At 62.8% G+C, this 15,237-nt stretch carries 9 protein-coding genes; 6 read left to right on the forward strand and 3 right to left on the reverse strand.

Going from position 1 to position 15,237, the window contains the following annotated elements; all coding sequences use genetic code 11:
* The first annotated feature begins 243 nt into the window (after positions 1-243).
* Genes bcsP through BSU04_RS25290 form a run of 6 tightly spaced genes read left to right on the forward strand, consistent with a single transcriptional unit; the run spans position 244 to position 12,830 of the window.
* Positions 244-1,125, forward strand: a complete 882-nt coding sequence (bcsP, locus tag BSU04_RS25265) for a cellulose biosynthesis protein BcsP (protein WP_089163144.1) — start codon at positions 244-246, stop codon at positions 1,123-1,125.
* Positions 1,122-1,910 (forward strand): cellulose biosynthesis protein BcsQ, encoded by a 789-nt coding sequence (gene bcsQ, locus BSU04_RS25270; protein WP_089163156.1) that lies wholly within the window; start codon positions 1,122-1,124, stop codon positions 1,908-1,910. Before bcsP ends, bcsQ begins: the two co-directional genes overlap by 4 nt.
* On the forward strand, positions 1,907-4,117 hold the full coding sequence (bcsA, locus tag BSU04_RS25275; protein ID WP_256983282.1) for a UDP-forming cellulose synthase catalytic subunit: 2,211 nt from the start codon (positions 1,907-1,909) through the stop codon (positions 4,115-4,117). Before bcsQ ends, bcsA begins: the two co-directional genes overlap by 4 nt.
* A gap of 1 nt (position 4,118) precedes the next feature.
* A complete protein-coding gene (gene bcsB, locus BSU04_RS25280) occupies positions 4,119-6,683 on the forward strand; it encodes a cellulose biosynthesis cyclic di-GMP-binding regulatory protein BcsB (protein WP_089163146.1) in 2,565 nt (854 codons plus the stop codon).
* Between the two features lies 1 nt (position 6,684).
* Entirely contained in the window at positions 6,685-7,884 is a 1,200-nt protein-coding gene (gene bcsZ, locus BSU04_RS25285; protein WP_373452862.1) for a cellulose synthase complex periplasmic endoglucanase BcsZ, read from the forward strand.
* Complete coding sequence (locus tag BSU04_RS25290) at positions 7,878-12,830, forward strand: cellulose synthase subunit BcsC-related outer membrane protein (protein WP_256983283.1); 4,953 nt, start codon at positions 7,878-7,880, stop codon at positions 12,828-12,830. Before bcsZ ends, BSU04_RS25290 begins: the two co-directional genes overlap by 7 nt.
* Before the next feature lie 49 nt (positions 12,831-12,879).
* On the opposite strand, the gene BSU04_RS25295 is transcribed toward BSU04_RS25290, so the two are convergent.
* The 3 genes from BSU04_RS25295 to BSU04_RS25305 all read right to left on the reverse strand — a co-directional run.
* Complete coding sequence (locus tag BSU04_RS25295; RefSeq protein WP_089163147.1) at positions 12,880-13,632, reverse strand: SDR family oxidoreductase; 753 nt, start codon at positions 13,630-13,632, stop codon at positions 12,880-12,882.
* A gap of 64 nt (positions 13,633-13,696) precedes the next feature.
* Positions 13,697-14,560, reverse strand: coding sequence for an NmrA family NAD(P)-binding protein (locus BSU04_RS25300; protein WP_089163148.1), 864 nt, complete (start codon positions 14,558-14,560; stop codon positions 13,697-13,699).
* Positions 14,561-14,860: 300 nt separating this feature from the next.
* Positions 14,861-15,237: YceI family protein (locus BSU04_RS25305; RefSeq protein WP_144021348.1), on the reverse strand; the 377-nt coding region annotated here is incomplete at its 5' end.

A 15,237-nucleotide genomic window follows, 5' to 3' on the forward strand; every position in this document is an offset into this window, starting at 1 on the left:
GTCCAAATTCGCTCGGCTGGGCGAGTCTGGAAGCTGGATCGTGAAGCTGGACAGTACATCTGGACCGGAAACTCCCTTACTTTTTACGAATGCAGTACGAGTACGAAACCGGATCAGGCAGTCAACCAGGCAGTCAATCAGGCATTGCCCGCATCAGCGCCCAAAAGCGCGGAAGACGTCACTGGCCAGTGATCGTCGAGGCAAGGCCCAAAGTACAACCGAGAGAGTACGAGGACGCAGCACATGAACCCTTCGCGCGACATTGAGAAGCTGTTCGACAAATTTGGCGGCGACGCCGGCAACTACCAGGAAATCGGCCGCGAAAACGAAGCCGTCCACGCCCGCACGCGCTGGCCGCTGCTCGCGACCCTTGACCTCTCGCAGCCTTCGATCCCGAACATCGTGCCTCGCCGCGATGCGCATCTGCCCCACACGCACGATCGCTCAGGCGAACATCGCAATGTGCCTGACAGCTTGACGCAGCCGGAGGGAGCAGCGCCGCTCAACCGCGGCAAACCGCCGCTCTTTGCGCGCGCGCATCGCAAGACGGTCCCGCCTGTCGCCAATGTCACATTGCCGGCAGCGCCGGTCGGCGCAGCGCGTTTCTCGGCGCTGGTCGAAGCGGTCGAAGGAACGTCGAACGCCGTGGAAACCGAGGCCGTGCCGCCAGCCGACGTGCAACCGCAGCAGCAAGCGCGACTGCCGCAACCGCTGTTTCGGCCGTTCCACACGCAACAAGAGCAATATCCGCAGCAAGCGCAACAACCACAACCGCGCACGCAACCGCTCGCCACACCCGTGCCGGCAAGCGCGCCAGCCCAACCAACGGGCTTCGCGGCGGCGCTGCAACGCTCGAACACGGCTGCAAAACCGCTGTCGTTGCCACGCGTGCAGACACCAGAACCGGCACCTGCGCCCGCGCTCGCGCCTGATTTAAAAAGCCAGTCGATCCTCGGCAAGCTGTTCCGTGCGCAAGTGCACGCGCAGCCTGCGCCGCACGCAAGCGCACCGGCGGATTCACTGGAGTCGATGTTCCAGCGCCTACGCGGACCTGTAGCGCCAGCGCCGGCCTCCGTCAACTCGGGCGCGGGTTCATGGCTCGCCAAGCGCGACTCATCGTCATGAAAGTCATCACCGTCGTCTCTGCCAAAGGCGGTGTCGGTAAAACCACGCTCGCGGCGAACCTGGCCTCGGTGCTCGCTGCACGCGGGCGGCGCGTGATCGCGCTCGACCTCGATCCACAGAACGCACTGCGCCTGCATTTCGGCATTCCGCTCGACAGCATCGACGGACTGTCGCGCGCCACCCTCGCCGGCGATCCGTGGCAAACCGTGATGTTTGATGGTGTAGACGGCGTGACGGTCCTGCCCTACGGCGCGGTGGTGGAAGACGATCGGCGCCGCTTCGAATCGCATATCGACCGCGACCCGCAGTGGCTCGTGCAATCGCTGGAAAGGCTGGGACTCGATGCCGGGGATATCGTGATAGTCGATACCCCGCCGGGTTCCTCGGTCTATACGCGCACAGCGCTGTGCGCGTCGAATTTCGCGTTGAACGTCGTGTTGGCCGATGCCGCTTCGTACGCAGCCATCCCGCAGATGGAACGCATGATCGAAGCCTATGCCACGCCGCGGGCGAACTTTGCCGGCACGGGTTACGTGGTGAACCAGGTAGACCAGTCGCGGCAATTGACGAAAGACGTACTCAAGGTGCTGCGCAACCTGCTCGGCGACAAGCTGTTCCCAGGCGTTATCCACCTTGACGAAGGCGTGAGCGAGTCGCTCGCCTGCGACACCACGCTGATCCATTACGACCCGCTGAGCCAGGCCGCCGCCGATCTGCGTACATGCGGCGAATGGCTCACCAATGCGGTCGATTCCAAGCAACTCTCGCCGAGGAGCGTCGCATGAGCAAGCCACGCGCACGAGCATTGTCCGAAGCTGACGAAGTTGCGTCGCGGCTGGAACGTTTTGTCGATTCAAAGATCTGGAGCAGCCGGATCTTTACGACGATCCTCACGTTGTTCGCCCTTGCGGCGATGTATTTCGTCTGGACGGTGCCGCTCGAGTTCACCCAGCAACTGATTTTTGCGTGCTGCTGTTTTGCCCTCGCGCTCGGGTTCCGGCGCCTGCGCGGCCAGTACGCGACGCTGGTAATGATCATGCTGTCTGTCGCGGTCTCCGGCCGCTACATGTACTGGCGGCTGACCGAGACGACTTATTGGGAACGTCCGCTCGATGCCGCCTGGGGTTTGCTGCTGGTCTCAGCCGAGGTCTACTCGGCCATTGTGCTGATGCTCGGCTATTTCCAGACCGCCTGGCCGCTGCAGAGAAAGCCCATGCCGTTGCCGGCGAACCGCGATGAATGGCCGACTGTCGACGTCTTCATTCCGACGTATAACGAACCGCTCGGCGTGGTCAAGCCGACTATCTATGCGGCGCTTGCGATCGACTATCCGGCGGACAAGATATCCATTCATGTTCTCGATGACGGCCGCCGTCCCGAGTTCAAGGCGTTCTGCGAAGAGGTCGGCGTTACCTGGACCATCCGCACGCACAACCGGCATGCGAAGGCCGGCAATATCAACGAAGCGCTGAAAATCACGAAGGGCGAGTTCCTCGCCATCTTCGATTGCGATCACATTCCCACTCGCTCGTTCCTGCAGATCGGCCTTGGCTGGTTCCTGCGCGACAAGAAGCTGTCGATGCTGCAAACGCCGCACCACTTCTTCTCGCCCGATCCGTTCGAACGCAACCTGGGCACGTTCCGCAAGGTGCCCAACGAAGGCGAGTTGTTCTACGGCCTCGTGCAGGACGGCAACGACCTCTGGAACGCGACCTTCTTCTGCGGCTCGTGCGCGCTTCTGCGCCGGACCATGGTGGAAGAGATTGGCGGCATCGCGGTCGAGACGGTGACGGAAGACGCGCATACGGCGCTCAAGTTGCATCGGCTTGGCTACACCACCGCGTATCTCGCGATCCCGCAGGCGGCGGGCCTCGCGACCGAAAGTCTGTCCGGCCACATCGGCCAGCGGATTCGCTGGGCGCGCGGCATGACGCAGATATTCCGGATCGATAACCCGCTCACGGGCAAGGGCCTGAAGCTCGGTCAGCGGCTCTGTTACCTGAACGGGATGATGCACTTCTTCTACGGCATCCCGCGCCTTGTGTTCCTTACCGCGCCGCTGTCGTACCTGTTTTTTGGCGCGCACGTGATCCACGCGGCGGCCGGCACGATCGCCATCTTCGCGCTGCCGCACATGATGCATGCGAGCATCACGAACTCGCGCATGCAGCGCTCGTTCCGGCATTCGTTCTGGGCTGAAGTGTACGAGTCCGTGCTGGCGTCGTATATCACCGCGCCTACCCTGCTCGCGCTGATCAACCCGAAGCTCGGCAAATTCAACGTGACGGCCAAAGGCGGCCAGATTTCGAAGGATTATTTCGACTACGCCATCTCGCGCCCGTACCTGTTCCTGCTGGTGCTGAACCTGCTCGGGTTTATCGCGGGACTCGTGAACATCTACCTGCACTGGGACGTGAAGAGCGAAGTGAACACGGTCTTGCTGAACCTCGCATGGACCACCTACAACATGCTGATCCTCGGCGCGAGCGTGGCGGCTGCGAGCGAACGCCGTCAAGTGCGCACGACGCATCGGGTAGAAATGAAGATGCCCGTGATGCTCAAGTTTTCGACTGGCCGCACCCTCGCCTGCGAAACCATGGACTACTCGGAAGGCGGCGTGGGCGTGAGGTTGCCAGGCGACCTGGAAGTGCCGCTGCACGAGAAAGTCACCGTCTCGCTATTTCGTGGCGATGAGGAATATGCGTTCCCCGCGACCGTCGGTTTTACCGCCGTCGGACGCGTCGGGCTGCGCTTTTCCGCCCTCACGCGCGAGCAGGAATTCGAGTTCGTGAAGACCACCTTCGCCCGCGCCGACGCCTGGACCAACTGGTCTGAAGGACGCACCCCGGACGCGCCGCTACGCGGCTTGCGGCATGTGCTGGTGGTGGGCATGGGCGGTATCGGCGCGTTGTTCGAACATCTTTTCACCGACGCGCGGAACTGGCTGACGACCCGTTCTCCCGACGTTAAAAAACTGAAGACCAAAGACTGACATGGGTAAGGGAATTTCAATGCTGCGCCCGGGCAATGAACAAGGCGAACCGGACACAACGGTTTTCACTCCGTTCAGCTCCCGCCCCATTCCCCGCGCCTTGATGCGCAGCCTCGCTTGCTGGCTTGCGTTGCAAACGGCACTGGCCGTGCCGCTGGCGTCGCTGGCAAGTGCCGCGGCGGCTAGCGCCCCGGCCGGCACGACGGTAAGTGGGACCATGAGCGCGACCGCCACCGGGGTGGGCGCCGTGCCTCCTCCCGGCGCCGCCGTGCCATTCAACCGGGCGACCATCGACCAACCGTCGCTCGCCGTGCCCGTACCGGCGTTTGCACAACCGGCCTCGGGCGCATTGGGAGGATCGGCCGTACCGGCCGTGCACACGCTCGCCTCCAAGACGCCGACCACGGCCGAGCCCGGCACGCTGGTGCCCGGCGGCCGCCGCCAGACGCTTACGTTCTCCGACCTGGGTGCGCTCGATCCGCTGCAACTGCATGGCACGGACGGCCAGAACGGCGTGCCGTTCTCGGTTCGTAGCGACGAAGTCGTGACGAGCGCGGTACTGCACCTGATCTATAGCTATTCACCTTCGCTGCTGCCGTCGATCTCGCAACTCAAGGTGCTGGTCAACGGCGAAGTTGCCGCCACGCTGCCCGTGCCGCGCGAGCAAGCCGGCATCCTGGTCGCACGCGACGTGTCCATCGACCCGCGCTTCATCACCGAATTCAATCACCTGAACGTGCAGTTGATCGGCCACTACACGCAGCAATGCGAGGACCCGTCGAACTCCACGCTGTGGGCGAGCGTCAGCAACGCGAGCTCGCTCGACCTCACGTATGCATCGCTTGAAAGCAAGGCCGACCTGGCCTCGTTGCCCGCGCCTTTCTTCGATCGCCGCGACGTCCGTCGCCTCGAACTGCCGTTCGTGTTTGCGCAAAAACCAAGCGCGGCCATGCTGGAGGCAGCGGGCGCGGTAGCGTCGTGGTTCGGCTCGCTTAGCGGGTATCGCGGCGCTGTGTTTCCGGCACAGATCGACAACGTGCCGCTCTCCGGCAATGCCGTGGTGTTCGCCACCAGCGACCAGCACCCGGCCGGCGTGAAGATTCCCGATATATCCGGCCCGACCATCGCGGTGGTGGATCGTGACACTCCCTCGCGCGGACGCCTGCTGCTCGTAATGGGCCGCAACGACGCCGAACTGAAGACCGCTGCGAAGGCGCTTGGCATCGGCCAGAACACGTTGTCCGGCACGACCGCGACGATCACGCAACTGAACGACTTCGCGCCACGCAAACCGTACGACGCGCCGAACTGGCTGCCGACTGACCGGCCGGTGCGTTTCGGCGAACTGGCGGAAGCGCGTGACCTGTCGGTGACGGGCTATAACGCCGACGCCGTGCGCGTGAACATGCGCGTGCCGCCCGACCTCTTCATGTGGCAAACGAAGGGCGTGCCGATCGATTTGGGTTATCGCTACACGGTGCGTCCCACGCTCGACCGGTCCACGCTGAACATCAATGTGAACGACGGTTTCGTGCAGTCGCTGCGGATTCCGGCGGTCGCTGCGTCCACCTTCGATCTTGGCCGCTATTTCAACCAGGTGATGCCTGACAAGACGGCCGCCGCGCGTCATGAGATCTACCTCCCGCCGTTGCTGCTCACGCCGCGCTCGCAATTGCGCCTGCATTTCTACTACGACTACCCGAAGACCGGCGAATGCCAGGGCCGAGTGCTGGATAACGTGGTGGGTTCCATCGATCCGAATTCGACCATCGACCTGTCGGGCTTCCCGCACTACATGGCGCTGCCCGACCTCGCGGCCTTTGCGAACGGCGGTTTCCCGTTCACGCGCATGGCTGACTTGTCCGAGACGGCAGTCATCATGCCCAACGATCCGAACTCCGCTGACTTCAGCCTGTACTTGCTGGAGATGGGACGCATGGGGGCATCGACAGGTTATCCGGTGACCGGCGTGACCGTCGCCCAGGCGGATCAGGTCGACAGTCTCGCCGATAAAGACCTGCTGATCCTCGGCTCACCCGGGCGCCAGCCGCTGCTGCAAAGCTGGGCGAAGCAGATGCCGTTCTCGGGCGACGGCGAGTCGCGCAACTTCGAACTCACCGACGTGGCATTCAAGGTGGTCGACTGGTGGCACGGTGCGCATGGTGTGGAGCGCCTGCCGGCACGCGCCGACCTGTCGCTTGTCAGCTCCAGCGGCGACGCGCTCATCACCGGCTTCGAGTCGCCGCTGAAAAACAGTCGCAGCGCAGTGGCGTTGATCAGCGCGGCCGGACAGTCCGATGCGGACCTGTCCGCCGCGTTGCTCGACAACGACATCCTGCCCGAGATCCAGGGCGCGATGGCCGTGATTCACGGACGCGACGTCACGGTGACATCGAATGGCCAGGCGTACTACGTCGGCCGCTTGTCGCCGTTCGAATACATGCGCTGGGCGTTGTCGTCGCATCCGCTCTTGCTGGTGCTCGGCGGCTTGCTCGCGGCCATCATCATCGCGGCACTGTTCTACCGGTCGCTGCGCGCCATTGCTGCGCGCCGTTTGAGGGATTGATATGCCGGCAGGTTTGATGCGTGGATCGAAGACTGCAATTCTGGCGCTGGCGTTGACCGGCATGGGGACCACGTTCAGCACTTATGCCTCTTCAGCGCCCGCGCAATGTACCGACTGGACCGCTTACCGGACCTTCACTGCACGCTTCGTTCAGGCTGACGGCCGCGTGATCGACTACTCGACGCCGACGCAGCAAACGACCTCCGAAGGCCAGTCGTACGCAATGTTCTTCGCGCTGGTCGCGAACGACCGCGCGACCTTCGACCGGCTGCTCGCGTGGACCCGTACGAACCTCGCCGCGAACCAGTTCGAACCGGGCAACGTCCGGTTGCCTTCATGGCAATGGGGCAAGAAGCCGGATGGTTCGTTCGGGGTGCTCGATCCCAATTCGGCCTCCGACTCCGATCTGTGGATCGCCTACGACCTGCTGCAAGCCGGACGTCTGTGGAACGAGAAGACTTACACGCAACTGGGCATGGCGCTGGCGGCTCAGATAGTGCGTCATGAAGTGACGAATCTTGCAGGCATCGGGCCGATGTTGCTGCCCGGTCCGCAGGGCTTCCAAACCGGCGACGTGGCGCGCCTGAATCCGAGCTATTCCCCGCTGCCGGTGTTGCGCGGCCTCGCTCGCGAGATGCCGGACGGCCCGTGGAATCAGCTTGCCGAGAATGGCTACAAGCTCGTGGCAACCACTGCGCCGCGTGGCTTTTCTCCGGACTGGGCGGCGTACAAGTCAGGGCAGTTCGTCGTCGATCCGCAGACCGCCGACACCGGCAGCTACGACGCGATTCGCGTGTATCTGTGGGCCGGGCTGACTTCTGGCGGCGATCCGCTTGGCAAGCCGTGGCTCGCTGCGCTCGGGGGCATGCGCCAGGCCGTGGCACTTAACGGGTATCCGCCGGAACGCGTGAATGTAGCGACCGGAGTGACGAGCGGCGAAGGCCCGCTTAGCTACTGGGCCGCGCTCGCGCCGTACTTCAAGACTGTCGGCGATGATCGCAGCCTGGGCTTGGCCCGCACGCATCTAGCGGCACTCGACGCACCCGTGGCACTCTCTTCGGGCGCTGCGCCCGCCAATCCTAACCGTGAACCGGTTTATTACGACCGGGTGCTGGGCTTGTTCGGCGCCGGATTTATAGATGGCCGATACCGTTTCGACGAAGCCGGCCGACTCGTGCCGAGTTGGAGAAGCGCATGTTGAAACGGTCCCTGTTCCCGATGAAACCGCACGCCGGCGCGCGAGCGATTGCACTGAGTCTCGTGGCTGGCTGTGTCGCCAATGTGCCGCTCACCGTGTTCGCGCAAGCTGCCAGCAGCGCAGCCACCGCGGGCGCCGTGCCCGGCGCCAGTGCCAATTCACCGCTGGCCGTGCTGATCGACCAGGGCCGCTATTGGCAAGCGCATCGCCGAGGCGATCTGGCCGAGCAGGCGTGGCAGAAGGTGCTGCGCATCGACCCGAAGCAACCCGACGCGCTCTACGGCATGGGCATCATCCTCTCGGACCGCAAGGACGGCAGCGGCGCGCAGCAGTATCTGCAGCGCCTGCGGGAGGCTGCGCCGCAGTATCCGAATATCGATGAACTCGGCCGGAGGCTGGGCGAAACCAGCCCGCGCGACCAGACCGTGAACGACGCCCGGCGGCTCGCGCAAAGCGGCCAGAGCGCATCTGCCGTGCAGGAATATCAGCGCGCGATAGAGGGCAAGCCTGCCACGCCGGAACTTACGCTCGAGTATTACCAGGCGCTTGCCGCCACGCCGCAAGGCTGGGATCAGGCACGTCAGGGCCTGACACAGCTCGCGCGCCAGAACCCCAACGACCCGCGCTATGCGCTGGCGCTCGCGCAGCACCTGACCTATCGCGACACGACGCGGCGTGACGGTATCGCCCGCCTCGCGCAGTTGAGCACGGACAGCACGGTCGGCGAGGAGGCGAAAAAAAGCTGGCGCCAGGCCCTGCTGTGGCTCGGCGCGCGCGCGTCCGACGCACCGCTTTATCAAGCGTATTTGCAAGCATCGCCGGACGATCCTGCGGTCAAGGCGCGTTTCGATTCGATGGTCCAGCAAGACAAGCAGGCTCGCGATCGCGTGCAAGCGGATGCCGCGGTCGATGCCCGGGGCCGCTCGGTCGCCGATGGTTTCGCATCGCTGGATCGTGGCGATATCGTTTCGGCGCGCGCTCGTTTTTCGGCGGTGCTGGCGAATAGCCCGAACGATGGCGATGCGCTCGGCGGCATGGGTATCGCTGCATTGAAGCAAGAAAAATTCGACGAAGCACGCACGTATCTGGAGCGGGCATCGCGGGCCGGCAATCCGGCTCGTTGGAAAGATGCGCTCACCAGCGCGACATACTGGAGTTATACGAGCGCGGGTATCGGCGCGCGCAGTAACGGCGAGATCGCGCAGGCGAAGTCGGATTTCGAGCGTGCGATCGCGCTGAATCCGTCGGACACCACCGCGCAGACCATGCTGGGCGAAACGCTGCTCAATAGTGGCGACCCGCGCGGCGCGGAACAGGCGTACCGAATGGCGCTGCGCCGTCAGGCCGACAACCCCGACGCGATTCGCGGATTGGTCGGCGCACTGGCCGCGCAGGGCCGTGGCGACGAAGCGCTCAGCTTCGCGAACCAGTTGAACGCAGAGCAACAGGCGAAGGCCGGCGGCATCAACAAGCTGCGCGGCGAAGCGCAGGCGGCGCAAGCGCGTGCGGCAGAAGCGCGGGGTGACCTGGGCACCGCGCGCAGTCTCTTCGAAGACGCGTTGCTGAACAATCCCGACGACGTCTGGATGCGCCTCGATCTCGCACGCATCTATGTGCGACAAGGTGCTGTCGGCAATGCGCGCAGCATGATGGACGGCTTGCTCGCCGCGCATCCCGACATGACCGATGCGCTTTATGCAAGCGCGCTGCTGTCCGCCGAAACGCAGGACTGGGCGACGGGTTTGTCGCAGTTGGAACGCATTCCGGTCAACCAGCGCACGACGGCCATGACCGTGCTGCAACATCGCTTATGGGTTCATACGCAAGCGGATCTCGCGAACCGGATGTCGCGTGCCGGGCAGACGCAACAAGCCGAAGCGATTCTGCAAGCCGCTACGCCCACTGCCCAGGGCAGCCCGGAACTGATCGGTGTGGTTGCGTCATCGTATCTGCAGGCGGGCGACGCCATGCGCGCTTTGTCGCTGGTGCGTGGCGCGATGGCCGTTGTCCCGGACGATACGGGCCTGCTGCTGCAATACGCAGGTATCCTGACCAACATTCCCGTGACCGCGGGACAAACGAATCCGCAGCAGCAAGCCGAACTAAGCTCGGTCATGCGACGGCTGTCCGCTTCGCAGCTCACGCCGCAGCAACGCATCGACTTCAACAACCTGAATGTCGGCATTGTGGTGAAGCAGGCCGATACAGTGCGTCAGCGCGGTGACCTGGCAAGCGCCTACGATGTGATCGCGCCCTGGCTGTCCGCCATGCCCGACAACCCTGATCTGCAGGGCGCGCTGGCCCGCTTGTACACCTCCGCCGGCGATGACCGCAGCGCGCTCGCGAGTTACCGCGCGGCGCTGGCTCGACGTCCTGACGACATCGACTTGCAGGTGGCGGCGATTGGCGCGGCGTCTGGTGCGAAGGACTTTTCTTTTGCTGAGGCAACGGCGAATCAGGCATTGCGCGCGGCGCCAGATGACCCCCGCGTGCTCGCTGCAACCGGCCGCATGTATCACGCCGAGGGCAAGCTCTCGCTGGCATCGCGTTACTTGCAGCAGGCGTTGATCGCAGCGAATACGCCTGTGGCTCAAACGGTGCGTGCTAATGGCCAGGGTGCGCAACCTAACGTCCCGCGCGGTTGGGAATCCGCCATGCAACGCATCGGGTCAATGCCGCTGCCCGGTACTAATCCATTTGAAGGCAAGACCGCCGTCGAAACATCCGCGAGTGTATCGGGCGCATCAGGCGCACCAACCGGCCCGCTGAGCGGACTGTTCTCGCGCTCGACCACGCCGATGCCCGGGTTGCCCACTGGGTCGTCCAATTATCCCCAGCTTTCCTCACCGACGCAGAACGTGCCGAACTATTTGCCCCCGCCTCAACCCGCGCCTTATTCGACTCCGTATGTCGCACCCTATTCGACGCCGGGTAATGTGCCGCGCCCGGTGACGTCAAGCGGCGGATATGGTCCCGATACATCGGGTTCAAGCCAGTCCGGCGGTCCGGCCGCCGCGCCGTTGCAACCTTATCCGGGGCAAGCGCCGGCTCAGGATTCGGGACAGTATCAGGGGCAATATCAAGGTCAATACCAGGCTCAGGGACAGGCTCAATATCAGCCGCAGGCTTATCAGCAGCCGAATCAGCCGCAATATCAGCAGGCTTATCCGGCGCAGAATCAGCAGCAATATCAACAGCCGTATCAACAACAGCCGTATCAACAGCAGCCTTATCAACAGCAGCAGCCGTATCCGGCTCAGTATCAGCAAGCTCAGCAGCCGTACAACCCGGCGGCTAGCTCGCCATGGCCGATGTCGCCCGCTGCGCGCGAAGCGCAGGCGAACGCTCAGCAGCCGCAACCCCGCACGTATTCCAGCGCATCGGCAGCGAAATCGAAACGTACGTCTTCGCGTAAGCAGGCCACGTCGCGTAATGCCCGCCAGGCCGATGAAACCGACTACAGGCAACAGCCGTACCCGCAACAACAGCAACAGCAATACGCGCAACAAGGGTACGGCTATCCGCAGCAGCAACAGCAACCTTATGTGAACCAGGGCTACGGCCAGCCGTATATCCCGCAACCGCCCGCAGGTTACGGTTACGCCCCCCCGCAAACGGCACAGGCGTACTCCGGCATGGCCGGCAACAATCCGACAACGGTGGCAAATGCACAGACGCTGGGCGTCGCCGACGAACTCGCGCAAATCAACCGCGCCCGGTCGAGCACGGTGTCGGGCGGCATCATCTTTCGCGAACGCACGGGGGAAGACGGGCTGTCGAACCTGACGGATATCGAAGCGCCGGTGCAGGGTCGCATCGCGGCGGGGAACGGGCATATCGTCGTGACGGCGACACCGGTCACGCTGGATGCGGGCACGGCCGGGAACGACCCGAACACGCTGGCGCGGTTTGGCGGGAGCGTGGTCGGCGGCCTCACGGGCCAAAATCTTTCCGGCGACCAGACGGCGAGTGGCGTGGGGTTATCGGTGGGATATGAAACCGACAGCATCAAGGCCGACGTGGGCAGGACACCTTTCGGTTTTCGTGAAGCTAACTGGGTCGGCGGCGCTGAATACAACGGTGGCATCACCGACAAGGTTTCGTACTCGCTCGCCGTTGCACGCCGCGCTGTCACGGACAGCTTGCTGTCCTATGCGGGCACGCGAGATTCGAGCCTCAACAACTTGAGCTCCAACACCATTACCACGTTAACCCAGAGCCTTACGCCAGCGCAGATCGTTCGGTTGAGTCAACTAGGAACGCTGACTTGGGGCGGCGTGACGTCGAACGGCGGCCGTGCCTCGCTCGGCTGGGACGACGGCATGAGCGGCGCCTATGTGAACGCGTCGTACGAGTACTTCGACGGCCAGAACGTGGAGAGCAATACGGCGGTCAAGGGCGGCGGCGGGGTCTACACCCGCTTGTTCACGGACGCAAACCAGACGCTAACCGTTGGCGTGAACACGACCCTGATGCACTACGACAAAAACCTGTCGTACTTCACGTACGGTCAGGGCGGATATTTCAGCCCGCAACAATATGTGATCTTGAACATTCCGGTCGAGTACAAAGGTCGCAACGGCGCGTTCACCTACGATGTGAAGGGGTCGATCGGGGTTCAGCATTATCGCCAGAATACGTCGAATTACTTCCCGACCGATAGCGGTGCCCAGCAGGTGGTCGCGTCCCTGACGGCGACCCCGTACACCACGAGCGGTGTGTATCCCGCGACCAGCAAGACAGGCGTCGCGTACTCGTTCAATGCAAGCGGCGAATACCAGCTCGCACCGCAACTGTTCGTGGGCGGATCGGCGTCGCTTGGAAACGCGTACCAGTATCGGGAATACATGGCTGCTGTTTATGTGCGATACAGCTTCACGAAGCAATTGGGCGCTGTGACATTCCCGCCGACCACGTTGACGTCGCCGTATCTGCCGTCCACGAATTGACGCGTGATCAACCCAGCGGTTCGGGTGCTAAGCGCCCGAGCCGCCTTCTTTAAACCAGCACCGCCCCGCCGTCGACCACAACCGTCTGTCCCGTCGCGAATCCGCTCTCCATCAGAAACAGATAGGCAGCAGCGACATCGCGCGCCTCGCCCACTCGTCCAACCGGTAAATGCTTGCCGGCTTGTTCGTACATTGCCTGCCGGTCCTCTTCGGACATGTTCTGCCATAAGTTCGTCGCGATCAATCCCGGCGAAACGGCGTTGACACGCAACGGTGCCAGTTCCACGGCAAGCGCACGCGTGAGCGCGTCCATCGCGCCGCACACGCTCGCGCCGAACGCCCAGCCGCTACGCGGACGCAGCGCCGCGACGCCCGTTGTCAGCACGATCGAACCGCCCGCCACAATATGTGGAGCGCCGTGTTTGACCGCTGCGAGTGCACCCCAATAGCGGATATCGAAGGCACGTCTTGCCAGCGATAAATCCGTCCCAGCAATCTCACCAAGTCTCAGCGAATCCCCGGCGGTGAACACCAGATGATCGAAGCTGCCGGTCGCGTTGAAAAACGCTTCAATAGCAGGCTCATCGGTGAGATCGAGCACTTGGCCCTCTGCATTCGTGCCGAGCGCCGTGACCGCGGCGTCGACACGTCCCGCGTGACTCGATCCAATCACAACCCGCGCGCCTTGCGCCAGCGCATACTCCGCCACTGCATAACCAATCCCCGATGAACCGCCGAGCACGACCACTTTCTTGCCATCGAGGCGGCCTTTACCGCTCGCATTTTCTTCCGCGTGCATCATGGGTTGTACTCCTGATTAAAGGTGAATCTTCAACAGCCGGGTTCTGGGGCTCGATGCCCTTTTACTACGCCTTTTCAATCAACGATTGCAACACCGTATCGAGCGGCACACGGCCTTTTCGCACTTCGCTTTCAGCGCCTCCGAAGCAGATCCACCCTTCGTTGAAACCATCGATCATTTGCATGCGCGGCGTCGGGTTTTTCATCCCTTGCGAGCGGAACAGGTCTTCCCACGTGTCACGCTGCACCACTGTCATGCTGACGTCGCGACCAAGCAGACGCGCAAAGCTCTCGCCAATCATGTCGGGAGAAATACGCTGCGGCCCTTCCAGTTCGACAATGCGACGCCCCGTCCACGATTCACGCAGCAGTTCCGCCGCGACGCGGCCGATATCCGCGGTGGCGACCATCGGCACGCACTTATCGAGCGGCTGCAGGAAGCTGGGCACAATGCCCGAATCGCGTGCCGGTGCCACATCCCATGCAGCATTTTCGATGAACCATGCAGCGCGCAGGAAAGCCACGGGCATCGGCAACGAACCCAGTTCCTGCTCGAGGATTTGAAGCTGGTTCAACAGATTCGGCTGCGTGGCTTGTGCGCCGATGGTGGAAAGCACGACGACTTTGGGAGGTTTGGCGGCCGCGAGCGCGGCTCGCAACGTGGCGATAGTTTTACGTGCTTCAGGAAAGCCCGGCGTGGGGTCGAACGTTGGCGGCAGCAGGACAAATACGCCTTCCGTGCCTTCGAATGCGTGCTGCAATGCCTGTTGGTCGTTGACATCCGCGAGTGCGACTTCGCAACCTTGCTTCGCCCAAATCTCGCCCTTTGCTGCGTCGCGAACGACGGCGCGGACATCGTGGCCGGCGGCCAACAACAAGCGTGCAACAACGCCCCCAACCTGCCCTGTGATCCCGGTCACTGCAAACATGGTTTCTCTCCAGAAAATTAGGCAGCAAGCGCTGCGTTGGAGAGGATTGTGTTGGACAGGACCCGGTTTGACGATAGCCCGCATGTCATTTCATTCATGACATGAGAGCATCGTTGGCTGGCACAGCATGATAAGAAAGCAGCGGCGAGTGGCAGGCTCCAGCGCGGATTCTGCAAAGCTGGATGCGGATTCGAACCGTGCTTACAAAATTAAAAAACCGTTCCAGCACAAGCTGGAACGGCTTCTCCATCCTGAACGACCGACGCGTAACCACTTCCACGCCGGCATTCATCAGTCTATTTACTGCTTCACGCCTTCGGCTTGAATATGCAACGTCGTCTTCATCTTGAAGCCATACGCCTTGCCGTAGTCCACGCCGAAGTCGCCACGATCGAACGTTGCCGTCGACTCCGTGCCGCACACTTCCTTCTTCAGCATCGGGTTCGTGAAGCACTTGAACGATTCGATCTTCAGGTTCAACGGCTTTGTCACGCCGTGCAGCGTCAGCTCGCCGATCACTTCAACCGGCACGTCGCCCTTGAACTTCATCGACGTGCCCTTGTAGGTCGCTGTCGGGAATTTGTCGGCGTCGAAGAATTGCGCGCTCTTCAGTTCGCCATTCAACTTGTCATTGCCGATATCAATCGACGTCATGTCGATGGTCGCGTCCAGCGTGC

This window comes from Caballeronia sordidicola (assembly GCF_002220365.1).
Taxonomy (GTDB): Bacteria; Pseudomonadota; Gammaproteobacteria; order Burkholderiales; family Burkholderiaceae; genus Caballeronia; species Caballeronia sordidicola_C.